Here is a 24,084-nt window from a genome sequence, read left to right on the forward strand (position 1 = left end):
GTGGGCGCGGGTGGCGCGCGCCCCGTAGGGTGCCGTCATGGCGCGAATCCTGCGGGCAATCCTCGACTGGCTGACCGGACGCACCTCCGAGGCCTCCCGGGTTCCCCAGGCTCCCGCGCCTCAGAGTCCCGCTTCTCAGGCGCCCGCACCCAAGGCTCCCGCACCCAAGGGGCCCGGATCCAAGGCGACCGAGTCCAGGAAGCCCGCTTCTCAGGCTCCCGCGCGCCCTGCGCCGGCGTCGCCGGCACCCGCCCCGGTTTCGAAGCGCCCGGCTTCCGAGCGTCAGGCGCCCACGTCTCCGGCTCCCGCGCCCGCGTCTCCGAAGCGCCCGGCTCCGGCGCCCCAGGCCCCGGCGTCTCCGGCTCCGCAGGCTGCCGCGCCAAAGCCTCCCCAGACGCCGTCGTCCCGGCCCGCCGCACCCCGGCAGCGCGGCAGCCTGCGGGAGAACGCGACGCACCTGAGCCGCCGCGTCACCGGCCGCCCCACCGCGCGCCCCGGCACCGGCAGCGAGGCCCGCCCCGCCCGCCCGACGCCCGCCACGGCCCGGATCCGCAAGGGCCGCCAGCTCGCCTACGCGCCCGAGCTCGACGGCCAGGCCGACCCGGGCGAGATCGTCTGGACCTGGGTCGCCTACGAGGAGGACGCCTCCAAGGGCAAGGACCGCCCCGTGCTGGTCGTCGGCCGCGACGGCCGCGTGCTGCTCGGCCTGATGCTCTCCAGCCAGAGCGAACGCAAGGGCCAGCGCCACTGGCTCGCGCTCGGCCCCGGCGAGTGGGACCGCGAGAAGCGCCCCAGCTTCGTCCGCCTCGACCGCGTCATCCAGGTCGACGAGGACGGCATCCGCCGCGAGGGCGCCATCCTCGACCGCCCCCGCTTCGACCGGATCGCCGACGTGCTGCGCCACACCTACAACTGGGCCTGAGCCGCCTCACAGGCAGTCTTCAGCCGGTTACACAGCCAGGTCTCAGGATCCTGCCGCACTCTTGGGTGACGTACCCAGGAGGTCACCCATGTTCGCCCTGATCAGCGCGGTCCTGACGCTGTTCCAGTTCGTGCTCATCGCACGCGCACTCCTCGACTGGAGCACCGTCCTGGCCGGCCCTTCACTGCCCGGCTCCTTCCGCGCGCGAGCGACAACCGTGGTCTGGGCCATCACCGAGCCCGTCCTGGCCCCCGTCCGCAAAATCCTCCCGCCCGTCCGCTTCGGCGCCGTCGGCATCGACCTCTCCTTCATCGTCGTCTTCGCCGTCGTCCTCCTCCTGCAGGCGATCTTCTAGCCGTTCTCCCGGGGTTGGGTAGTCCGGAGCGGAGCTGGAGGGCTCCGCTCCGGACTTTTTTGTAGATTTCTTCAGCGCCAGGTCGAGGCCACCCCTCCCAAGACCGCTATTTCCCGAAATTTCGGGCGTACGGCGCCCGCTCCGCTTTCTGCGCCCCCGCGCGCTCCGAAGCTCGCCTCCCGCAACCCGCTTCCTGCAATCTGCTTCCCGCAACCCGCTTTCCGCAGCTCGATCACGGCAGCAGTCACCCTCAGGCCCGAGTTGCTCTTGGATGCGGCACCAATCTCCCGAAATTCAAGAGCACCCTCCCAACATTCGAGACCCAAGATCCTTACGTCTCTGGTGGCCTTTCCCGGCCCGAATGAACAGCCCCGCCGCCCGCCCGCGCGGTCTTTGTCTTTTATGCGCAAGCAGTCACAAAGGTGACCGCCTGGCTGCCCCGTCTGCCATCGACCCGCCCGCAGGGGCGCAGATCATCGGCAGGGCCGCCACCAACGCAACCGGCGGCGAGCAACGCGGCGCAAGCCTGAACCCGACCACGACGCTGACCGGCGCCGGACGACGTCACGCAACCCTCAAGACCGGACCACCCACGGACCGCGGCCATCAACGAAAAGCGACCACCAAACGCGAGAACCGCGCCACCGCCACCGACGAGACCAAAGCTGGCGGCCCTGCCGATGATCTGCTCGGCTTGTCCCGGGTCGACGGCAAACGGGGCAGACAGGCCGCACGAAACCCAGCCACCCACGGGAACGGGCTCAGCGCAGCTGAAGCTTGTGCCCCTGCCCCGGAGCCGGAGCGCTCCCGCCGGAGGCCCGCCGGAGGCCCGCCGGAGGCAAAAACAGCGACCAGCCCACCCAACGCAACCAATAACACGAAATTTCGGGCACGGAGTGCCCGTGACGCGAATCTTTGAAGCCCAGGTCAGGTCGCGAGGGCGAGTCGGGTGGGTGCCGGGTCGGGTGTGAAAGTGAGGCGGACAGTGTCGGCGCCGAGAACAGGAGGGACGGTCTCGGGCGCTGAGAACAGGACAGATCGTCCCGCGCGCCGAGAACAGGACGACCGTCCCGCGTTGAAAGACAGAGCGGACGGCCCCCGATCCTGAAAGGCAGGGCAGGAGTGGTGCTGGAACGCGCCTCGCTCACCGCGACCACGCCGGGAATCGCGTGCTCTTCCCCGGCCACCGCGAAACCGGCTCCGACGCGAAGCGGCAAGCGGAGCGCCGGCGGAGTCTTGGCGCGCAGCGAGGTTTGCCCGCGGGAGCAACGCTGCCGGACCACGCCGGAAGCGGGAAGATCAAGGTCTGGATTTCTCTCTTGATCGGCGAGGTACCGGCGGCGAGTCGCGGGCCGGACCACCGCGTGACCGGAATCGGGATCTGGGCTCGCCCCCGGAAAGACTCAAGCGCCCACAGAAGCAAGCAGACCCCCGCCACGCCGGAAGCGGGAAGCTTCAGAGCCTCGCGATCAGCAATGCCGAGATCAGCAGGCAGGCCCAGTGCAGGGACTGATCCGCCACATACATCCCGCAGACCGGTGACGTCTGGTCGGCGAACTCCCGGGACCCCGTGTGCTGCAGTACCAGCCGCACGAACGCGCGCCGATCCAGGATCGCGTGGGTGACGACGCTGAAGAGCAGTCCCGCCGCCACTCCGAGCCACGTCAGCTGGACCTCCAGCGCCCATGCCGTCAGCCCCAGTACGACCGCGACGGTGCCGTGATAGGCCGCCAGGTGGCCGGCCATGGCGGTGGCCGCGGCCCGGCCGCGCCCGGCCTTGTGGGCGGCCTGGCGGTCGGTCTGCATGACGTGGTCGCCGAGCTGGTGACCCACGATCAGCGCGAGCAGCGTGATCACGAACGTCATCTGCTGTGCGGCTAGCGGGTGCTCGATCATGGAGGGCCTTTCCGCCGGGTACCCACATCGTCCGCGCTCCGGGTCGCCACCGCTGCGCACCATCCGACACTCGGGACAAATGTGGTGAACATCGCGTAATGCCCTGGATCGAGAGACCGTGACGTTTCGGCCGGATTTCGTCGAGGGTATAGAGGGCGGCCCATTTCCGCAGCGCGAAAGGGACCCTCGTGAGCGAGAACGCAGCCGGCCGATTCCCGGCACGCCATTTACCCCAGGTCGTCGTCCGGGATCTGCCGCCACCACCCGCGTCGGCCCGGCGGGTGATCGGGCCCGGTGTGGTCGCGGCGGGCGTCGGACTCGCCTCCGGCGAGTTCGTGCTCTACCCGTATATAGCGTCGCAGGTGGGGCTCGTCTTTCTGTGGGCCGCGGCTGTCGGCATCGTGACGCAGTGGTTCCTGAACATGGAGATCGAGCGGTACACGCTGGCCACCGGCGAGACCGCGCTCACCGGTTTCTCCCGGTTCTGGCGCCACTGGGGACTGGTTTTCGCGATCATGGTCTACTTCGCGAACCTCTGGCCGGGCTGGGCGACCAGTTCGGCCACGATGGTCACGTACCTGTTCGGCGGCAACGCCACCTGGATCGCGATCGGGATGCTGCTGGTCATCGGCGTCACGCTCACGCTGGCGCCGGTCATCTACACCGCGCTGGAACGCATCGAGGGTCTCAAGGTCATCCTGGTGGTGCTGTTCATCGCGGTCGCGATCGGGTTCGCCATCTCCGCGGACGCCTGGGCCGAACTGCCGACCGCGGTCACCGCGCCGGACTTCCCGACCGAGCTCGGCTTCGCGCTGATGCTCTCCGCGCTGGTCTTCGCGGGCGCGGGCGGTGGCCAGAACCTCTGCCAGTCGAACTGGATCCGGGACAAGGGCTACGGCATGGGCGCGTACGTCCCGCGCCTGGTCAGCCCGGTCACCGGCGCGGAGGAGGCGGCGCCGGGTACCGGGTTCATCTTCGAGACCACGCCGGAGAACCTGACGCGCTGGCGGCGCTGGTGGCGGCTGGCCAACCAGGAGCAGGCGCTCACGTTCGCGCTGATCTCGTTCGTCACGATCGTGCTGATGTCGCTGCTGTCGTACTCGACCGTCTTCGGCACGCCGGGCCTGGCCAACAGCGTGGAGTTCCTGCGCATCGAGGGCGAGACGCTCAAGGCCACCGTGGGCGGCTGGTTCGGCACGCTGTTCTGGCTGATCGGCGCGCTGTCGCTGTTCGCGGCCGCGCTCGGCATCGTCGACTACACCAGCCGGCTCGCGGCGGACGTGCTCAAGACGTCCTACCTGCGCTCCCGCTCGGAGAACCGGATCTACTTCGGACTTGTCTGGGGCCTGGTCGCGATCGGCATCGTGGTCCTGCTCGCCGGGTTGAACCAGCCGTTGCCGCTGCTGGTGATCGCCGCGTGCGTGGGCGGGTTGATGATGTTCATCTACTCCGTCCTCCTGCTGCTGCTCAACCGCCGCGTGCTGCCGCCGGAGATCCGTCCGCGCGTGTGGCGGGTGGTGGCGCTGGTCTGGTCCGTGCTGCTCTTCGGCGTCTTCTCCGCCCTCACCATCTGGCAGCAGGGCGCCAAACTGCTGGACTGGATGGGCTAAAGGCAAAGATCTATTTCCCGCTTCCAGCGTGGTCCAGCAGCGTTGCTCCCGCGGGCACCGGTCGTCGCATCAGCCGAGCGTGTACTCCGGTCAGGGGTGGGTGGCCGGGGCGGCAGCGGGCTCCCCGGCGGTGCCGCGGGTGGTTGCGAAGAACCTGGCCGGTGCGAATCGCGCCGGCCAGGTTCTTCGGTGAGGAGCTAGGCGGACAGCGGGTTGTGGCCGGCCGGGACCGTCTCCGCCGCGGACGGCGGTCCGGGCGGCGTGCCCTTGCCGAACGGCTCGCCGCCCAGCGACTCCCGGTCGTGCGGCGTCAGCCAGCCGGAGAGGTCCGGGCCGGCCGGGACGATGCCGGTCGGGTTGATGTCGCGGTGGACCTCGTAGTAGTGGCTCTTGATGTGCACGAAGTCCGTGGTGTCGCCGAAGCCGGGCGTCTGGAACAGGTCTCGCGCGTACGCCCAGAGCACCGGCATCTCGGACAGCTTCGACCGGTTGCACTTGAAGTGCCCGTGGTAGACCGCGTCGAAGCGGGCCAGCGTGGTGAACAACCGCACGTCCGCCTCGGTGATCGTGTCGCCGACCAGGTAGCGCTGCCCGGCCAGCCGCTCGGACAGCCAGTCGAGCGCGTCGAACAGTCGCGCGTAGGCGCTTTCGTACGCCTCCTGCGTCCCGGCGAACCCGCACCGGTAGACACCGTTGTTGACCTCGGTGAAGACCCGCTTGTTGACGGTGTCGATCTCCTCGCGGAGGTCCTCGGGGTAGAGGACGGGCGCGCCGGGCCGGTGGAACTCGGCCCACTCCGAGGAGAGGTCCAGCGTGATCCGCGCGAAGTCGTTCGTGACCACCTGGCCGGTGGGGACGTCCACGATGGCCGGCACCGTGATGCCGCGCGGGTAGTCCGGGTCCCGCTTGAAGAACGCCTGCTGCAGCCGCTCGATCTTGAGGACCGGGTCGACGCCGCCGGGGTCCAGGTCGAACGTCCAGCTGCGCTCGTCGTGGGTGGGGCCGGCGATGCCCATCGAGAGGACGTCCTCGAGGCCGAGCAGGCGCCGGACGATGATCGCCCGGTTGGCCCACGGGCAGGCGCGGCTGACGATCAGGCGGTAGCGGCCGGGCTCGACCGGCCAGCCCTCGCTCCCGTCGCGCGTGATGCGGGTGGTGAGGTAGCGCTGGTCGCGGTTGAACTCGCCCTGCGGGTTGACGTAGACGCCCTGCTGCGACTCGGTTCCCATGGGTGACATGATGCCCGGTTTCCGGATGATCGGCGCGGCGTCGTGAGCAATGTCCGCCGAGATCATCTCGGAGAGCGCTCCCCGGGATTGACGCCGCACTATTGACACAAACCGGTGAACGGCGTCACAGTACTGGCTTAGAGAGCGCTCTCCTGACACGGCTTCGTAACCCCACCGACACGCCGCGAGGGAGAGCGCTCTCTAGATCCGCACCCACCCCGAGGAGCCCCCATGTCCCCACCCCGATGGCGCAGCGCGGGAGCGGCCGTCGTCCTGCTCGGTGCCTATCTCGTCGTCACCGCCGGCACGGCCCAGGCCGCCGAGACGTTGCTGTCCCAGGGCCGCCCGGTCACCGCCTCCTCCACCGAGTCGGCCACCGCGTTCCCGGCGAGCGCGGCCGTGGACGGCGACGGCGGCACCCGCTGGTCCTCCGCGGCCGCCGATCCACAGTGGCTGCGCGTCGACCTCGGCGCGTCCACCTCGGTCAGCCGGGTCGCGCTGAACTGGGAGGCGGCGTACGCCCGCGCGTTCCAGATCCAGACCAGCGCGGACGGCAACACCTGGACCACGATCCACACCGCCACGAACGGCGACGGCACCCCGCCCGCCACGGCCGGGCTGCTGTCCTACAAGAAGCCGGGCACCGCGTCCACCAGCCAGAGCGACGGCGCCTGCTGGGAGTGCACGCCGGACAAGGCCTTCGACTCTGATCCGGCCAGCCGCTGGGCGACCAGCAACGTGAACGGCTGGGTGGACCCGGGCTGGATCGCGGTCGACCTGGGCGCCACCGCGCAGATCCAGCGCGTGGTGCTGCAGTGGGACCCGGCGTACGCCACCGCGTACCAGATCCAGGTGTCGAACGACGGCAACGCCTGGACCAGCATCTACTCGACCACGGCGGGGCGCGGCTTCAAGGAGACGCTGACCGTGAGCGGCACCGGCCGTTACGTGCGGATGTACGGCACCGCGCGGTCGAACGGCTACGGCTACTCGCTCTACGAGTTCCAGGTCTACGGCACCGGCGGCAACCCGACGCCGCCCCCGGCACAGCCCGCGGACCCGGTGTTCCCGGCGACGCGGCTGGTCTGGAGCGACGAGTTCAACGGCGCGGCCGGCGGGAAGCCCGACGCGGCGAAATGGACCATCGACCCGGGCACCGGGCAGAACAACGAGGTCCAGTACTACACGAACAACGACAACGCCTCGCTGGACGGCAACGGCGCGCTGGTGCTGGAGGCCCGGCGGCAGACCGCGGGCGGGCGGGACTACACGTCGCACCGGATGAACACCAGCAACAAATTCCACGTCCAGTACGGCCGGGTCGAGGCGCGCGTCAAGGTGCCGAAGGGCAACGGGCTCTGGCCGGCGTTCTGGATGATGGGCGCGGACTTCCTGGAGGGCCGTCCGTGGCCGTACAACGGCGAGATCGACATCATGGAGGTGCTCGGCCGGAACACCAGCGAGGCGTACTCCACGCTGCACGCGCCCGCCTACAACGGCGCGGCCGGCTACGGCCAGAAGTACGCCACCGTGGATCTCTCGCAGGACTTCCACGTCTGGGCCGCGGAGTGGGACAGCAAGGGCATCCGCTTCTTCCTGGACGGCCGGCTGGTCTTCACGGCCGACAAGGCCACGGTGGAGTCCACGCGCGGGCCCTGGGTCTTCGACCACCAGTTCTACCTGATCCTCAACCTCGCGGTCGGCGGTGACTTCCCCGGCCCGGTGGACGCCACCACGCCGTTCCCGTCCCGGATGTACGTCGACTACGTCCGCGTCTACCAGTAAAGGAGGAACGCACATGAAGATGAAACGCCTGATCACGCTCGGGGTCGCGCTGCTGGGCCTGCTGAGCACGTACCTGGTCGTCTCCGCCGCCACCGCGAGCGCGGCCGAGGCGCTGATCTCCCAGGGGCGCACGGCCGCGGCCTCGTCCACGGAGTCGGCCACGTTCCCGGCGAGCTCGGCCGTGGACGGCAACGGCGGCACGCGCTGGTCGTCCGCCGCGGCCGACCCGCAGTGGCTGCGCGTCGACCTCGGCGCGTCCGCCACGATCACCAGGGTCGCGCTGAACTGGGAGGCGGCGTACGCCCGCGCGTTCCAGATCCAGACCAGCGCGGACGGCAACACCTGGACCACGATCCACACCGCCACGAACGCTGGCCGACTGCCCGTACACGCACCGGCTCCCGGACGACCCGATCATCTTCCCCGGGCTGCCCGGCGCGTCGCACATGCACAGCTTCTTCGGCGCCACCGTCACGAACGCGATGACGAACCTGGCCGACCTGCTCAACTCGCAGACCACCTGCAACCCGCGCGAGGACACCAGCTCGTACTGGGTGCCGACGCTCTACCAGGACAACAACCCGGTCGAGCCGACCATCGTCACGTTCTACTACCTGGGCGAGGGCGTGCGGGACGACATCATCGCCACCACCCAGCCGATCCCGCAGGGCCTGCGGATCGTGGCCGGCAACGCGAAGGCAACCGGGCCGAACGACAACACGATCTCCCGCTGGTCCTGTCTGCACGCGGGGCAGGTCGGCTCGTCGCACGACTTCGTGAACTGCCCGGCCGGCACGATGCTGGAGTCCTACCTGGACTTCCCGCAGTGCTGGAACGGGCGCGACCTGGACTCCGCCGACCACAAGTCGCACATGGCGTACCCGGTGAACCAGGCCTGCCCGTCGACCCACCCGGTGCCGGTGCCGAAGCTGCGGCAGGTGCTGCGGTACCCGGTCAGCGGTGACCCGGCGCGGCTGCGGCTGGCGTCCGGCGGTGGCTTCACGATGCACGGCGACTTCTTCAACGCCTGGCCGGTCGAGGAGATGGCCCGGCGCGTCAACGACTGCATCCGTCCCATCATCAAGTGCGGGGCGAACGGTCGTCCCTGAACGGATGATCGCGCTCCCCTCCGTACCCTCGGAAGATCTTTTGAAAGGCCTTCGAGGGTACGGAGGGGAGTGCCCGGCCGGTGTATAAAGACGAACATGTCCTCCCGGCCGTCGCGCGATTCCCGCCCTCCCACACTTGAGGCGGTCGCCGAGGCCGCCGGCGTCTCCCGGGCCACGGTCTCCCGCGTGATCAATGCGGTGCCCACGGTCGACGCGCGCATCCGGGCCGCGGTGGAGCGCGCGATCGCCGAGATCGGCTACGTGCCGAACCTGGCCGCACGCTCGCTCGTCACCCGCAGTACGAACTCGATCGCGCTGGTCATCTCCGAGCCGGACCGGGAGTACGAGGCGCCGTTCCTGAACCGCGTCTTCACCGACCCGTTCTTCGGGCGCGTCACCGCGGGCGCGCAGGAGGTGCTCCGGCCCAGCGGCATCCACCTGGTGATCATCCCGGCCGACCCGCCCGCGCATCACCTGGTCGTCCGCTACCTGCGGCAGGGCCACGTGGACGGCGTGCTGCTGATCTCCAGCCACAGCGAGGACCCGATCCCGCGGCAGCTGTCCGACCTCGGCATTCCCACGGTGATGTCCGCGCGGCCGGGCTATCCGGTGCCGCTCAGCCACACGGACGTGGACCAGCGGGCCGGCGCCCACCTCGCGGTCGCGCACCTGCGCGCGCTCGGGCGGACCCGGATCGGCACGGTGAGCGGCCCGCTGGACACGCAGGCCGGGCACGATCGGCACGACGGCTTCCTGACCGCGGCCGGGCCGGACGCGCCGTTCGCGGAGGGCGACTTCACCCGCGCGCAGGCCGAGCGCGTCACGCGGGCGCTGCTGGACGCGCACCCGGACCTGGACGGGCTCTTCGTGGCCAGCGACGTGATGGCCGAGGGTGCGCTGGCCGCGCTGCACGAGCTGGGGCGGCGGGTGCCGGACGACATCGCGGTGGTCGGCTTCGACGACAGCAGCGCGGCCATCGCCTGCCGGCCGCGGCTGACCACGGTCCGCCAGCCGGTCGAGGAGATGTCCGCCGAGATGGCCCGCCTGCTGCTGGCCACGATCGACGACCCGGCCCGGCTGCCGCGTTCCGTCATCTTCCAGCCCACGCTGGTGATCCGCGAGTCCGCCTGATCAGCCGGGCACGGTCTCAGCCCGGGACGGTGAAGTACCGGGAGCGGGCCGTGCCCGGGGCCAGCGGGCCGGGGCGGTCCGAGGCGGTGCGCCAGGTCTGGACCACGGCGTAGCGGCGGCCGCGCGGCACGGCCGCGTCGAACCCGCCGCAGGAGTGCTGGATCTCGTCCCTGGTGAACGTCATGGTCGGGCAGTCGTAGGGACCCGCCACGGTACGGCCGGACGACTCCTCCACCAGGTGCAGCGTCACGTCCACGGACGAGCCGGGCAGCGCGGAGATGACGCCGCTGAGCCGCACCGCGGGCCCGATCGCGTAGCAGGTCTGGATCACGGCGGGCCGGCTCGTCGCCCACTGCATCACGGAGTCGCACCGGGACGGGCCCCACGTGTAGGTCACGGTCTCCGGCGTGGCGGCCGGGACAGCCGCGGGCGCGGCGGTGGTCCTGGCCACCGGCCGGCCCGGGACGCTCGCGGGCGCGCCGGTGGGCGTCGGCGTTCCCGGGGCCGCGGAGCCCGAGGCGTGCGGCAGGGGCGCGTGGACCGCGGGCGGCCCGGTCCGGCCGGGTCCGGCGGTGGGCGTGGGCGTGTGGACGCCGGACGGGGCGGCGGAAGCGGTGCGGTGGTCACCGCCGGTCATGCCGTGCCGGACCGCGAGCGTGGCGGCACCGGCCAGGACCCCGAGCGCGGCCACGGCGGCGATCGGGGTGAGCACGCGGCGACGGGCGGCGACGGCCTCCTCGGCGGAGGTACGGCGTCGCTGGCGCCGGGTGCGGAGGGGTTTTCCGGTGCCGTCGATGCCGGGTGCGGCGGCCTTGGTGACGGGCTCGGCCGTGCTGCCGCCCGGTCCGCTGTCGCCTGCGCTGCCAGGAACGGCACCGGACGCGGCGGCACCGGGAGCAGACCCTGCCGCCGCGACGCCTCCGGCCGCCGCCACCTCGGAGGCCGCCGCCCCCTCGGAGGCCGCCGCCTCGGAGGCCGCCCAGGCCGAGACCGCGTCCACGTCCGCCGCGGGCAGGACCGCGTCCGCCGCGCGGGACATGCCGGGCAGGCCGGCTGAGCCCGGCGCGGCCGCCTGGGCCGGGATGGCGACCGGGACCGGGAGCAGGTCGCCGGTGAGCGGCGCGTGCAGCGCGTCGCGGGCCGGTACGCCCTCGGTCGTCTCGGCCAGCAGCCGGAAGCGGTCGATCAGCTCGGCCGCGGTCGGCCGCCGCAGCGGGTCCGCCACCAGGCAGGTCTCGATGATCTCCCAGGCCTCCGGCGGCACCCCGTCCGGCCGGGTCTGCGAGAAGCCGTTGAGCGCGGCGTAGGGCGTGATGCCGGAGAACGGCGGCCGCCCCAGCAGCAGCTCGAACAGCACCACGCCGAGCGCGTAGACGTCCGCGGCCGGCGTGGGCCGCCCGCCGGAGATGACCTCGGGCGCGAGGTAGCTGGGCGTGCCGATGACCGCGCCGGTGGTGGTGAGCCGCGGGCTGTCCAGCACGCGGGCCACGCCGAAGTCGGTGAGCCGTACCGTGGGGTCGGCCTCGCCCGGCGCGGTGAGCAGGATGTTGTCCGGTTTGAGGTCCCGGTGCACGACGCCGCGGCGGTGGGCGTGGCTGAGCGCGGCCGCGGTCTGGCCGAGGATCACCGCGGCCTCGGCGGGCGCCAGCGTGCCGGCCTGGCGCAGCCTGCGGCGGAGGCTGCCGCCCGGGATCAGGTCCATCACCAGGCCGAGCGACGGGCCCACGGTGAGCAGCTCGCGGACCGGCACGATGTGCGGGTGGCGGAGCATGCGCAGGATGGCCCGCTCCTGGACGAACCGCATGACGGTCTTCGGCTCGGTGGCCAGGTCGTCGCGGAGCAGCTTGATCGCGACCTGCTCGCCGGTGGAGGACTCGAGCGCGCGCCAGACCGTGCCGGTGGCGCCGCCGCCGATCTCCTCCTGCAGCGCGTAGGCGCCACCGATCTGCCGGGGCGGCGGCGCCCCGGCCGGGTCGGTGGCCGGGGCATCGACAGAAGGCTCTGAGGGGCGCATCGGCGGGCTCCTTCGTACGGGGAGGATCGGGAGAGACGCGGAGTGGAGTCGCGTCGTTGCGCCCGGTATTCCTAACCCGTGGGAAAGTCTCACGCAACCGACACATCCGGCATATCGCCAAAAGGTGCCCGTAACGGTGAATTGCCCGTCAATAAATGGTCGTAAAAATGACTAAGCGAGCTGCGGCAGCACCTCGGACCCGAACGTGTCGATGAATTCGCCCAGATCCTGGCCGACGTGGTGCAGGTAGATCTCCTCGAAGCCGAGCTCCGCGTAGCCGCGCAGCAGGTCCCGATGCTCGCCCAGGTCGGCGGAGATGTGCACGGACTCGCGGACCTGGTCGATGCCGACCCTCTCGGAGACCACGTCGAACGCCTCCGCGGTGTCCAGGTCCCAGCAGACCGGCGGCGCGAACACATTGCTGCGCCACTGGTCCAGCGCGATCGCCTCCGCCTTCTCCCGCGAGGGGTCCCAGCTCAGGTGCACCTGGAGGTGCAGCGCGCCCCGGCCGCCCGCCTCCCGGTACGCGTCGATCATGCGGCGCAGGTGCTCGTGCGGTGCGTTCACGGTGATCAGGCCGTCCGCCCACTCCGCGCACCAGCGCGCGGTCTCCACGCTCACCGCGGCGCCGACCAGCTTCGGCGTGATCGCGGGCCGCGTCCACAGCCGGGCCCGGTCGACCGTCACCAGGCCGTCGTGGCTGACCTCCTCGCCGGCCAGCAGCGCGCGGATCACGTCCACGCACTCGCGCAGCCGCGCGGTGCGGACGTCCTTGCGCGGCCACGGGTCGCCGGTGATGTGCTCGTTGCTGGCCTCGCCGGTGCCGAGCGCGGCCCAGAACCGGCCGGGGAACATCGCGCCCAGCGTGCCGATCGCCTGCGCGATGATCGCCGGGTGGTAGCGCTGGCCGGGCGCGTTGACGATGCCGAACGGCAGCGAGGTGGCCTGCATGGCCGCACCCAGCCAGGACCAGGCGAACGCGGACTCGCCCTGCCGGGTGCTCCACGGCGAGAAGTGGTCGGAGGACATGGCGGCCGCGAAACCGGCGGACTCGGCCCTGGTGACGGCGTCGAGAAGGGCCGCGGGCCCGATCTGCTCGTGCGAGTTGTGGATTCCGTAGAGAGTCACGCTCTCCCCGTACCCACGAGGGTTTTTGATCATTCTTTCCGATAAGTGCAATATCAGAGGGCAAACGGGGCACCAAGGACGACACGCGGACGTGCTGGTCGTCACCCCGGCGGTCACGAACTCTGCGAGAGGCCGCGAGCGGCGGTACCGTAGATCCGTGCCACTCGCGTTCAGCTCCCTCCGGCTCCCACAGGTGGGCCTCACCTGGGTGAGTCGACGGACGCTGCGTCTGGCCGGGGCGTTCGCGCTCTTCGTGCTCGCCTTCACCGGCGGGTGGACATCCACCACCTCGGATGCACCGCCGGCCACCCGGATCGTCTCCGCCACCTCGGCCGGAGGCATCGATCTGGTGCCGGCCGGAGCCGACAGGTCCGGGATCACTCCGGCAGGCTCCGCCGTCGACGTCGTGCAGGCGCCGGCCGCCGGTGACCGGCAACCCGCACTGCCGGGCACGCTCCCGCTGCTCGCGGTCGCGGCGTTCCTGCTGGCCACGCTTCCGGAGTGTCGTCGCCCCCTCGCCCGCAGTGCCCCGTCCGGGCCTCGTGGCGACCGGGCCCCTCCGCTGAGACACGCCTGAATTTCTCTCATCGGTCACCTTTTGTGACCGCAGCTGCACTCTCACATGATCGCGTCGCCGTCCTACGGTGATGCCACCTGCCCTCCCCGGCAAAACCGGCTTTCCTCACCGATGAGGTTCATGACATGGACGGCTTCATTCAGCAGGCCAACCTCGACGAGATCCTTCAGCTCAGTCGTACGGCCACGCTGAGCTGGCTGGCCTTCTTCGCCTTCGCCATGCTCGCGCTCGCGGGCCTTTCCCTGCTCAACCGTGACCGCGAGGCGGTGGCGGAGCTACGCGAGTACCGGCGGCACCGCCGGCGCTACCGCCGGCGGCTGCGTGTCGCGCGGGCCACCGCGGCCCGGGTCGGCACCACCACGGGCGCGGTCATCTCCAAGCCGCTCCCGTCCGAGCGGCACGAGCCCACGCTCGACGAGATGCGGCGGTACGCGGCCGAGGTCGCCACCGCCGCGATGCACGCGGAGCAGACCGCGGCCCGGTCCCGCACCGAGTGGGAGGCGGCCGAGCGCATCCAGCAGTCCGCCTGGCGCGCGCTGCAGATCGCCACCGACGCGGCCGAGCGGCTGAACCGGGCGTCCGCGTTCGCGTCCAGCGTGGAGCAGATCGAGGAGTCCACGACGGAGCTGGACCGGTCCGAGCTGGAGGAGCGCCGCGCGCACCTGCGGCGGGCCGCGACCCGGGCCTTCCACCGTGGAGAGATCCGCTACGACCAGCTCAGCGTCGTGCTCACGTTCGAGGGCGAGTGGTCGCCGCGCGTGTCCCCACTGGAGCACGAGCGGTCGCTGCTGCGCCTGGCGCAGGAGCGGCTGAACGCGGCGTACCAGGAGGCGACCCGCATCGAGCGCCGCGCGTGGGACCTGGCCGCGACCGCGTCCGCCGCGAAGACCAGCCTGGCGCAGGAGGCCGGCGAGGCCGAGCTGACGGTCACGCTGGCCGAGGCCGAGGCCGCCGCGCCGACGGGCGTCGCCGCGGTGCTGGCCAAGGTCGGCGCGGTCCGGCTGTCCCGCCGCACCAAGCCTGCCCCGGTCCGGCGCGTCACCCGCGTGGTCCTGCCCGAGCCGGCCGCGGTCGCGCTCCCGGCCGAGGACATCGAGGCCACCACGGATCTCACCGCGCTCACCGCGAAGGCGGAGGCCGCCGAGGCCGTGGCGGTTACCGAGGTCGTGGCGGTCACCGAGGACATCGAGGCCACGGTCGCCATCCCGGCCGTGCCGTCCGCGGCCGACGCCGCGGACGAGTGGCAGATCGAGGCGAGCGCGGTCGTCGCGGCCGCGCAGGCCGAGATAGAGGCGGCCGCGTCGCGCACCGAGGACGCCTCCCCGGAGGACTCGGCCGCGCTCAACCCGGCCGCGCTGCCGGTGATGGGCATCGCACGGGTGCCGCTGCGCGCGATCCCGTCGCCGCGGGCCACGGACGACGCCGAGGCGCCGACCGTCTCGGCGCGGGCCGCGGTGACCGCACCGGGCGCGGTGGTCGCCGGGCGCGCGTCGGTCAAGCCGCGCGTGGTGGCGGTCGTGGGCAAGAAGGACGGCAAGCCCACGCCGGAGAACGACGACGACGATCCGACCAGCACGACCATCCCGGTGATGGCGTCCCGGTAGGGCTTTGACGACAGAACGGCCGCGTGGAGATCTCCACGCGGCCGTTCTGTCGTCATGAGGGAGTCAGAGTGAGACGACGACCGCGCTCTCCGGCGGCAGCTCAGCCACGTCGCGCGTGAGGATCGTGCCCGGCTCGGTGGCCAGCAGCACGCCGCGCGGCACCGCGCGCAGGCTGATCCGCTGCGCGACCGGCGCCAGGTTCGCCGCGACCACGCAGTCACCGCGGCGCATCACCACGAACTGGTTGCCGTGCCACACCTGCACCCGGTCCAGCCGCGGCTCGGACAGGTCGGCCCGGGACTTCCGCAGCGCGATCAGCGTGCGGTAGACGTCGAGCATCTCGCGGTGCGCGGGCTTCTCCGGCTCGGCCCAGTCGAGCTTGGAGCGCTGGAACGTCTCCGGGTCCTGCGGGTCGGGCACGTCGTTCTCCGCCCAGCCGTGGCCGGCGAACTCGCGCCGCCGCCCGTTCTGCACCGCGAGCGCCAGCTCCGGCTCGGGGTGGCTGGTGAAATATTGCCAGGGCGCGGTGGCCGCCCACTCCTCACCCATGAAGAGCATCGGCGTGTACGGCGACGTGAGCAGCAGCGTGGCCCCGACCTTCAGCAGGCCCGGGGAGAGCGTGCTGGAGAGCCGGTCGCCGATCGCGCGGTTGCCGATCTGGTCGTGATTCTGCAGGTACGCCACGAAGCGGTGACCGGGCACGGCCGTCCGGTCGATCGGCCGCCCGTGCCGCCGCTGCCGGAAGCTGGAGAACGTGCCCGCGTGGTAGAACGCGCCGGTCAGCACCGCGGCCAGGCAGTCCAGCGAGCCGAAGTCCGCGTAGTAGCCCTGGCGCTCGCCGGTGAGCAGCGTGTGCAGCGCGTGGTGCACGTCGTCGTCCCACTGGGCGTGCAGGCCGTAACCCCCGGCCTCGCGCGGCGTGATCAGGCGCGGGTCGTTGAGGTCGGACTCCGCGACCAGCGTGAGCGGCCGGCCGAGGTGCGTGGAGAGCGCCTCCACCTCCGCGGCCATCTCCTCCAGCAGGTGGACGGCGCCGCGGTCGGCCAGCGCGTGCACCGCGTCGAGCCGGAGCCCGTCCACGTGGTAGTCGCGCAGCCACATGACCGCGCTGTCGATGATGTAGCGCCGGACCTCGTCGGAGCCGGGCCCGTCGATGTTGACGGAGCTGCCCCACGGGGTCTGGGTGCCCTCCAGCAGATACGGCGCGAACATCGGCGCATAGGCCCCGGACGGGCCGAAATGGTTGTAGACGACGTCGAGGACCACCCCCAGGCCGCGCGCGTGGGCGGCGTCGACCAGCCGCTTCAGGCCGTCGGGACCGCCGTAGCTCTCCTGCGGGGCGAACCAGCAGACGCCGTCGTACCCCCAGTTGTGCACGCCGTTGAACGCGGCGACCGGCAACAGCTCGATGATGTCGACGCCCAGGTCGACCAGGTGATCGAGGCGGCCGATCGCGGCGTCGAACGTGCCCTCGGGTGTGAACGTGCCGACGTGCAGCTCGTAGAGCACGCTGCCGGGCAGCTGCCGGCCGGTCCAGGACGTGTCCGACCAGGAGAAGGCAGCGTGGTCGTAGACCCGGCTCGGGCCGTGCACGCCGTCCGGCTGCCAGGCCGAGCGCGGGTCGGGCAACTCCTGCGCGGAGTCGTCGAGCAGGAACGTGTAGTCGGTGCCGGGACCGGCCTCGGGGACGTCCGCACGCCACCAGCCGTCCTCGGCCTTCTTCATCTCCCGCACGTCACCGCCGGGAAGACTGAGCCGGACGTGGGAGCCGGGCGCCCACACAGCAAAATTCGTCATTGAATCAACAGCCCTCAGCGCCTAATCAATAGTGCGACGGGATATGTGTCGAGCACCTCGGCAAGCGACAGCCGAGCCCCACTGTAGTCGCGTCCCGTGAACGAATCGATGTATTCACGGTCCGGAAGTTTCAGCGATGTTTCACTCCAGCCGCCTTGACGTGAGAGTCCCATCGGGAGCCTTGTCGCCACGACGCATGCGCCGCCCCGGTCGAACGCGATCGCGTGCGCCGCGGCCGGCCCCTCGATCTCCAGCGGCGTGTAGCCGGTGAACAACTCCGGCCGGTCCCGGCGGGCACGCAACGTACGGCTGGTGACCAGCATTTTTGCGGCTCCGGAGTGGTCGATGCCGGGCAGTTCGCCGCCGTCGATGCGGGCCAGCAGCTCACGCCGGGCCGCGAAGTCGACCGGGCGCCGGTTGTCCGGATCGACCAGCGAGTGTTCCCACAGCTCGGTGCCCTGGTACACGTCGGGAATCCCGGGCATTGCCAGTTGCACGAGTTTCTGGCCGAGCGAGTTGACCCATCCGGAGAATGTGATCGATTCCGCGAACTCGGCGATCTCGGCACACAACTCCGAATCGTCATACACGCGATCGACCAGCGTCGACAGCGCCTGTTCGAATTCGGTGTTCGGCGCGGTCCAACTCGTGGAAGTTCCAGCTTCGCGCGCGGCCTTTTCCATATAGGCCTTCAACCGCTCACGTTCGATCGGCCACGCGCCGACCGCGGACTGCCACAGCAGGTGCGCGGTCGACGGATCGCCGAACCCGGAGACCTCGGTCCAGCGCTTCACCCGCGACGCCCACTCGTGCGGCGCCTCGGAGAGCACGGCCAGCCTCGCCCGTACGTCCTCGGAGCGCTTGGTGTCGTGGGTGGAGAGCGCGGTCATGCCCTCCGGTGCGCGGGCCGCACAGGCCGTGTGGAACTCGGCCGGTCGCACGCCGAACCGGTCCGGGTCGCCGCCGACCTCGTTGAGCGCGACGAATCGCGTCCACCGGTAGTAGGCGGTGTCCTCCACGCCCTTCGCCATCACCGCGCCGGTGAACTGCTGGAACCGCACGGCCAGCTCGTCCACCGGGTTGCGCAGCCGCGCGGTGAGCGCGTCCAGCCCGCGGCCCATGCCGGGACGGCGGCGGCCGGCCTCGGATCGCGCCTTGGCCAGGTGGCGGGCACCGTCCGGCAGGTAGGAGCGGTAGACCGGGAAGTCCGCGGCCAGCTCCGCCAGCCCCTGTTTCGCGCCGGTCACCTCGCCGGCCAGCTTCGACAGCCGGTTCAGCTCCGCGGCCAGCAGGCGGGTCGCGGCCGCGTACTTGGTGCCGTGGGTCAGCTCGGCCCAGGAGGTCCGCCTGCCGGTCAGGTGGTGGTCGAGCGCGGTGAACGCGGGCCCGGCGGCCGGGTCGATGAACAGGCCGCAGACCTCGCGCATCGCGTCGTACCCGGTGGTGCCCGCGACCGGCCAGTCCGGCAGCTGCTCGCCGGTCTCCAGGATCTTCTCCACCACGATCCACGCGTCCGGTGCGGCGCGGTGCAGCCGCCGCAGGTAGTCGCCGGGGTCGCGCAGGCCGTCCGGGTGGTCGACGCGGATGCCGTCCAGCTCGCCGGCCGCGTACCACCGCAGGATCTCCGCGTGGGTGGCCTCGAAGACGGCCGGCTCCTCGACGCGCAGGCCGGCCAGCGTGGTGATCGAGAAGAACCGCCGGTAGTTCAGCTCCGTGTCGCCGCGCCGCCAGTCCACCAGCTCGTAGTGCTGCCGGTCGTGGATCTCCTGCGGCGTGCCCTCGCCGGTGCCGGGCGCGACCGGGAACCGGTGCGCGAAGTAGTGCAGGTCGCCGTCCTTGAACTCCAGGTCGTTCACCGCGTCCGCGTCGCCGAGCACCGGGACCAGCAGCCGGCCGCGCGTCCAGTCGATGTCGAACCAGGTGGCGTACGCGGAGTCGCGGCCGTGCTTGAGCACGTCCCACCAGGCGGGGTTGCTGGGCGGGTCCGCGATGCCGGCGTGGTTCGGCACGATGTCGACGACCAGGCCGAGGCCGGCCTCGCGCAGCGCGGCGACGAGCCGCTGCCGGCCCTCCTCGCCGCCCAGCTCCGGGTTGACCTTGGTGTGGTCGGCGACGTCGTACCCGTGCGACGAGCCCGGCACCGCGGTCAGCAGCGGCGCGGTGTAGCAGTGACTGACCCCGAGATCGGCGAGGTAACCGGCTAGGTCGGCGGTGGCGTGGAGATCGAATCCGGGGCGCACCTGCACCCGGTACGTGGAAGCGGGCGTTCCCATGTCACACCGTCCTGTCCAGCACGACGATTGAACGATCCGGGACCCAGAACGTGCCGCCGGCCTCGGCGACGACGGGACTGTCGGGCGACGGCTCGGCGGTCTCTATGACCTTCTCCCACTTCTGCCCGTACTCGGTCGGCGGAAGCGTGAATTCCAGGGGCGCGTCGTGCGCGTTGAAACAGAGCAGGAACGACTGGTCGTGGTGCCGCTGCCCGTACTGGCCGCGCTCCTTGATCCCGTCGCCGTTGACGAACAGCGCGACCGCGCGGCCGAAGTCGTTGCCCCAGTCGCCGTCGTTCATCTCGCGCCCGTCCGGCGTGAACCAGGCCAGGTCCGGCAGCGCCTCGTTGCTGCCGCGGCCGCCGACCGGCAGGCCGGTGAAGAACCGGCGGCGGCGGAAGACCTGGTGCTTCTTGCGAAAAGCCACGAGGGTACGGGTGAAGTCGAGCATCTGCTCGTCGACGTTCTCCCAGTCGATCCAGGCGATCTCGCTGTCCTGGCAGTAGGCGTTGTTGTTGCCGTGCTGGGTGCGGCCCAGCTCGTCGCCGTGCCCGATCATCGGCACGCCCTGGGACAGCATCAGCGTGGCCATGAAGTTGCGCCGCTGCCGCGCCCGGATCTCCAGCACGGCCGGGTCGTCCGTCGGGCCCTCCACGCCGGAGTTCCACGACCGGTTGTGGCTCTCGCCGTCCCGGTTGTCCTCCGCGTTCGCCTCGTTGTGCTTGTCGTTGTACGAGACCAGGTCGTTCAGCGTGAACCCGTCGTGGCAGGTCACGAAGTTGATGCTGTGGAACGGGCGCCGGCCGTCGTCCTGGTACAGATCGGCCGAGCCGGAGAGCCGGGACGCGAACTCCGCGATCGTGGCCGGCTCGCCGCGCCAGAAGTCGCGCGCGGTGTCCCGGAACTTGCCGTTCCACTCCGTCCAGACCGGCGGGAAGTTGCCCACCTGGTAGCCGCCCGGTCCCACGTCCCACGGCTCCGCGATCAGCTTGACCTGGCTGATTATCGGGTCCTGCTGCACCACCTCGAAGAACGTGGAGAGCCGGTCCACCTCGTAGAACTCACGGGCCAGCGTGGCCGCGAGGTCGAAGCGGAAGCCGTCCACGTGCATCTCCTGCACCCAGTAGCGCAGCGAGTCCATGATCAGCTGGAGCGTCTGCGGCCCGCGCATGTTCATGCTGTTGCCGGTGCCGGTGAAGTCGACGTAGTACTGCCGGTCCTCCTCGGAGAGCCGGTAGTAGGCCGCGTTGTCCACGCCCTTCATCGACATGGTCGGGCCCAGGTGGTTGCCCTCGGCCGTGTGGTTGTAGACCACGTCGAGGATCACCTCGATGCCCGCGGAGTGCAGCGCCTTGACCATGCCGCGGAACTCCTGCACCTGCTGGCCGAGATAACCGAGGGCCGAATATCCGTGGTACGGCGCGAAGAAGCTGATCGTGTTGTAGCCCCAGTAGTTGCGCAGTCCCAGGTCGTTGAGCCGGTGATCGTGGACGAACTGGTGCACCGGCATCAGCTCGATCGCGGTGATGCCGAGCTTGAGCAGGTACTCGATCATGGCCGGGTGCGCGATGCCCGCGTAGGTGCCGCGCAGCTCCTGCGGGATCTCCGGGTGCTGCTTCGTCAAGCCCTTCACGTGCGCCTCGTAGATCACCGAGTGGTGGTACGGCGTGCGCGGCGGGCGGTCGTTGCCCCAGTCGAAGTACGGGTTCACCACCACGCCCTTGGGCATGTACGGCGCCGAGTTGATCTCCGACATCCGGCTCGGATCGTCCATCTGGTACCCGTAGAGCGCCGGGTGCCACTGCACGTCGCCGTCGACCGCCTTCGCGTACGGGTCGAGCAGCAGCTTGTGCGGGTTGCAGCGGGCGCCGCTGCCGGACGGGTCGTACGGGCCGTAGACGCGGTAGCCGTACCGCTGGCCCGGCTGTACGCCCGGCAGGTAGGCGTGCCAGACGAACGCGTCCACCTCCGTCAGTTCGATGCGCTGCTCCGCGCCGATGTCCCACTCGTCGAACAGGCACAGCTCCACGGACTCCGCGACCTCCGAGAAGATCGCGAAGTTGGTGCCGGTGCCGTCGTACGTGGCACCCAGGGGATAACGCCGTCCTGGCCAGGTCTGCATATGAAAGCTCCCCCTCAACGTCGCGGACGTCCGCGTCCCAATCCTCGCCGGACCGGACCCATACCATCGCGACGCCACGCGACGGTGATCCCGGACACCCGTACTCTCCGCCCGCCCGTACGGACGCGCGAAGGGCGAGGCGCATATGCCCCGAGAGTCACCGCGCTAATCCCCCACGTGTCCACTGCTCCGACGAGCGCGGATTTCGCCTGCCGTACCGCTGAATTTCGTCACCGGCCGGACCCAAAATCTTGACTGGAAGCTGCTAACGTCGAGCGCATCGCCTGCTTTTCCAGGGACTTCACCATTGGTGAGGCCCTCGGAGCATCTTGTCAGGATTCTTTCGATCACAGAGGGCTCGTGCTGTTGAACGCACCGCTGATCTTCGGTCCCCAGGTCTGCGCCTCCCTGTCGGAGGGTGCGGGCGCGTCCCGCGAATGGCTGGTGCCCGACGGTGTCGGCGGGTACGCGATGGGCACGGTCTCCGGCCTGCGCACCCGGCGGTACCACGCGCTCCTCGCGATCGCCGACTCCGCGCTCACCGAACGCCACGTCGCGCTCGCCTCGCTGGACGCCACGCTCACGCTGCCGTCCGGCGCGAAGGTGCAGCTCTACACGCATGAGTGGGCCTCCGGCGCGATAGCCCCCACCGGGCACGCGCACCTGGAGCTGTTCGAGCTGCTCGACGGCCTGCCGCGCTGGCGCTGGCGGGTCGGCGACGTGGTGCTGGAGCGCGAGCTGGCGATGGCGCACGGCCAGTCGTCGCTCGGTGTCGTGCACCGGCTGATCTCCGCGCCCGGCCCGGTCAAGCTGCAACTGGCCGCGATGTGCACCTGGCGCGACGCGCACGGCGAGCGCCGCGCCGACGGCCCGCCGCTGTCCGTGGCGAACGTGTCCGACGGCGCCGTGGTCGAGGAGGCGTACCGGTTGGCCGGCCCCGGCTGGACCGCCGGCGGCGCCTGGCACCTGGACGCGTTCACCCGCGCCGAGGCCGAGCGGGGCCTCAACCCGGTCGAGGACCTCTGGCACGCCGGGTCCTTCACCGCCACGCTGGACATCGGCCAGGCGCTGGAGGTGTCCGCCTGGGCCGGTGACCTGGGCGAGCGCCCGCCGCCGGCCTCCACGATCGTCGCGGCCGCCCGCGACCGCGCGCACAAGCTGGTCACCGGCGCTGACCCGGGCGACGCGATCGCCGCCTCGCTGGCGCTGGCCGCGGACTCGTTCATCGTCGACACCGCCAACGGGCCCGACGTGGTGTCCGGTTACCCGTGGTTCAACGCGTACCTCGGCGACACCATGACCGCGTACGAGGGGCTGTTCCTCGACACCGGCCGCGCCTCCGAGGGTGCGGCGCTGCTCCAGGCGCGCGTCGCCGCCGCGGTCGAGGCCGCCGACGCCGGGCTGCTGCACGACCCGGTGGACGGGCCGTTGTGGCTGGTCCACGCGGTCGAACGGCACGTGACCCGCACCGGCGACACCGACCTCGCCGCGGAGCTGGCCGACCCGCTGACCGCGCTGCTGCTGCGGCACGTCGGCATGGGCCCGGCCACCCGTCCGGCGCCCCGGGAGGAGAAGCCCGAGGTCGCGAAGTCCGCGCTGGCCGCGATGCTCCAGACGCCCACCCAGGCGCTCACGCCGATCACGCCGACGTCCCGCCAGGCCCGGCAGGCGCCGGTGCTGCTGGTCAGCGACGCGGACGGCCTGCTCCGCCACGACTCCGACCGCAACGCGCTGACCTGGATGAACGCGCGGCTCAACGGCGTTGCGGTCACGCCGCGCACCGGCAAGCCGGTCGAGGTCAACGCGCTCTGGGTCAACGCGCTGGCCGGGCTGCTCAGCCTGCTGCGCGCCGCCGGCCGGGAGAACGCGGACCTGACGAAGGCGCACGAGACCGCGCAGACCTCGTTCCAGCGGCGCTTCGTCGCGCCGGACGGCTGGCTCTACGACGTGGTGGACGCACCCCCGGCGCTCTACCCGCTCGGTGGCGGCACGCACCACGACGACTCCAGCCTCCGGCCGAACCAGCTGCTCGCGTTCAGCCTGCCGCACGGGCCGCTGCGGGGCGAGGCCGCGCCGCGGGCGGTTCGCGCCACCGGGTCCGCGCTGCTCACGCCGCTGGGCGTGCGGTCGCTGGCGCCGGGCGAGTTCGGCTACATGGGCACGCACCGGGGCAACCGGATCGTGCGCGACGCTGCGTACCACCAGGGTGTGGTCTGGCCCTGGCTCGTGGGTCCCTACCTGGACGCGTGCATCGCGGCCGGCCTGCCCACGGACGGCGTGCTCACCGGCCTCGAGTCGCACCTGAGCGAGTGGGGTGTCGGCTCGGTCAGCGAGACCGCCGAGGGCGACGCACCGCACGCGGCGACCGGCTGCCCGTTCTCCGCCCGCTCCGTCGCCGAGCTGAACCGGATTCGTCACCGTCTCTGAGCTGCGGGTTCTCGGGGCGTCGTCCGGACCGGTACGGCGCCTCGAACTGTCCGTTCCTGTCTATCGCGTATCCACTCGCCCGTGCTGAACTCCCTATTTTGAGTT

The 24,084-nt window shown here is 71.2% G+C and carries 16 protein-coding genes and 1 pseudogene; 10 read left to right on the forward strand and 7 right to left on the reverse strand.

The annotated features are described in order from the left end of the window. Positions 1 to 37 precede the first annotated feature (37 nt). Both OP04_RS56880 and OP04_RS39590 read left to right on the forward strand, forming a co-directional pair. Complete coding sequence (locus OP04_RS56880) at positions 38 to 922, forward strand: type II toxin-antitoxin system PemK/MazF family toxin (RefSeq protein ID WP_408606833.1); 885 nt, start codon at positions 38 to 40, stop codon at positions 920 to 922. Positions 923 to 1,010: 88 nt separating this feature from the next. Continuing rightward, positions 1,011 to 1,277: a YggT family protein gene (locus tag OP04_RS39590; RefSeq protein ID WP_033345116.1), complete on the forward strand. Its 267-nt coding sequence runs from the start codon at positions 1,011 to 1,013 to the stop codon at positions 1,275 to 1,277. Positions 1,278 to 2,732: 1,455 nt separating this feature from the next. Here the strand turns inward: OP04_RS39590 and OP04_RS39595 are convergent. Further along, positions 2,733 to 3,173, reverse strand: a complete 441-nt coding sequence (locus OP04_RS39595) for a DUF3307 domain-containing protein (protein WP_232323912.1) — start codon at positions 3,171 to 3,173, stop codon at positions 2,733 to 2,735. A gap of 188 nt (positions 3,174 to 3,361) precedes the next feature. Between OP04_RS39595 and OP04_RS39600 the strand changes: the two genes are divergently transcribed. Continuing rightward, a complete protein-coding gene (locus OP04_RS39600) occupies positions 3,362 to 4,783 on the forward strand; it encodes an Nramp family divalent metal transporter (RefSeq protein WP_033345117.1) in 1,422 nt (473 codons plus the stop codon). A 197-nt stretch (positions 4,784 to 4,980) separates the two neighbouring features. Here the strand turns inward: OP04_RS39600 and OP04_RS39605 are convergent, their stop codons facing one another. Then, the gene (locus OP04_RS39605) at positions 4,981 to 6,012 is read right to left on the reverse strand and encodes a glutathione S-transferase family protein (RefSeq protein WP_033345184.1); all 1,032 of its coding nucleotides are present in this window, start codon (positions 6,010 to 6,012) and stop codon (positions 4,981 to 4,983) included. Positions 6,013 to 6,243: 231 nt separating this feature from the next. On the opposite strand from OP04_RS39605, the gene OP04_RS39610 reads away from it, so the two are divergent. The 4 genes and pseudogenes from OP04_RS39610 to OP04_RS39620 all read left to right on the forward strand — a co-directional run bounded on the left by OP04_RS39610 (position 6,244) and on the right by OP04_RS39620 (position 10,037). Next, positions 6,244 to 7,797, forward strand: coding sequence for a discoidin domain-containing protein (locus OP04_RS39610; protein WP_033345118.1), 1,554 nt, complete (start codon positions 6,244 to 6,246; stop codon positions 7,795 to 7,797). A gap of 19 nt (positions 7,798 to 7,816) precedes the next feature. Beyond that, positions 7,817 to 8,110, forward strand: a pseudogene (locus OP04_RS56075) (discoidin domain-containing protein); the annotation flags it as partial. A gap of 133 nt (positions 8,111 to 8,243) precedes the next feature. Continuing rightward, positions 8,244 to 8,906: a DUF1996 domain-containing protein gene (locus OP04_RS56080; RefSeq protein WP_232323913.1), complete on the forward strand. Its 663-nt coding sequence runs from the start codon at positions 8,244 to 8,246 to the stop codon at positions 8,904 to 8,906. A 96-nt stretch (positions 8,907 to 9,002) separates the two neighbouring features. Next, a complete protein-coding gene (locus OP04_RS39620) occupies positions 9,003 to 10,037 on the forward strand; it encodes a LacI family DNA-binding transcriptional regulator (RefSeq protein WP_033345119.1) in 1,035 nt (344 codons plus the stop codon). Positions 10,038 to 10,053: 16 nt separating this feature from the next. Here OP04_RS39620 and OP04_RS50610 read toward each other — a convergent pair whose 3' ends face one another. Further along, entirely contained in the window at positions 10,054 to 12,051 is a 1,998-nt protein-coding gene (locus tag OP04_RS50610; RefSeq protein ID WP_051799782.1) for a serine/threonine-protein kinase, read from the reverse strand. Positions 12,052 to 12,222: 171 nt separating this feature from the next. Further along, on the reverse strand, positions 12,223 to 13,179 hold the full coding sequence (locus OP04_RS39630; protein ID WP_033345120.1) for a TIGR03885 family FMN-dependent LLM class oxidoreductase: 957 nt from the start codon (positions 13,177 to 13,179) through the stop codon (positions 12,223 to 12,225). 157 nt (positions 13,180 to 13,336) lie between these two features. Here OP04_RS39630 and OP04_RS39635 point away from each other — a divergent pair, with 157 nt between their 5' ends. Further along, a complete protein-coding gene (locus OP04_RS39635; protein WP_157240988.1) occupies positions 13,337 to 13,756 on the forward strand; it encodes a hypothetical protein in 420 nt (139 codons plus the stop codon). A gap of 125 nt (positions 13,757 to 13,881) precedes the next feature. After that, positions 13,882 to 15,360: a hypothetical protein gene (locus OP04_RS50615; RefSeq protein WP_051799783.1), complete on the forward strand. Its 1,479-nt coding sequence runs from the start codon at positions 13,882 to 13,884 to the stop codon at positions 15,358 to 15,360. Between the two features lie 63 nt (positions 15,361 to 15,423). Here OP04_RS50615 and treZ read toward each other — a convergent pair whose 3' ends face one another. From treZ to glgX, 3 genes are read right to left on the reverse strand one after another with little or no spacing between them, the layout of a single operon-like run. Continuing rightward, positions 15,424 to 17,157: a malto-oligosyltrehalose trehalohydrolase gene (gene treZ, locus OP04_RS39645; protein ID WP_033345122.1), complete on the reverse strand. Its 1,734-nt coding sequence runs from the start codon at positions 17,155 to 17,157 to the stop codon at positions 15,424 to 15,426. 14 nt (positions 17,158 to 17,171) lie between these two features. Next, entirely contained in the window at positions 17,172 to 19,430 is a 2,259-nt protein-coding gene (treY, locus tag OP04_RS39650; protein ID WP_033345123.1) for a malto-oligosyltrehalose synthase, read from the reverse strand. A gap of 1 nt (position 19,431) precedes the next feature. Continuing rightward, a complete protein-coding gene (gene glgX / locus OP04_RS39655; RefSeq protein ID WP_033345124.1) occupies positions 19,432 to 21,552 on the reverse strand; it encodes a glycogen debranching protein GlgX in 2,121 nt (706 codons plus the stop codon). A gap of 360 nt (positions 21,553 to 21,912) precedes the next feature. Between glgX and OP04_RS48775 the strand changes: the two genes are divergently transcribed. After that, on the forward strand, positions 21,913 to 23,979 hold the full coding sequence (locus OP04_RS48775; RefSeq protein WP_063746828.1) for an amylo-alpha-1,6-glucosidase: 2,067 nt from the start codon (positions 21,913 to 21,915) through the stop codon (positions 23,977 to 23,979). The last annotated feature ends 105 nt before the right edge of the window (positions 23,980 to 24,084 follow it).

This window comes from Catenuloplanes japonicus (genome assembly GCF_000717135.1).
GTDB lineage: Bacteria > Actinomycetota > Actinomycetes > Mycobacteriales > Micromonosporaceae > Catenuloplanes > Catenuloplanes japonicus.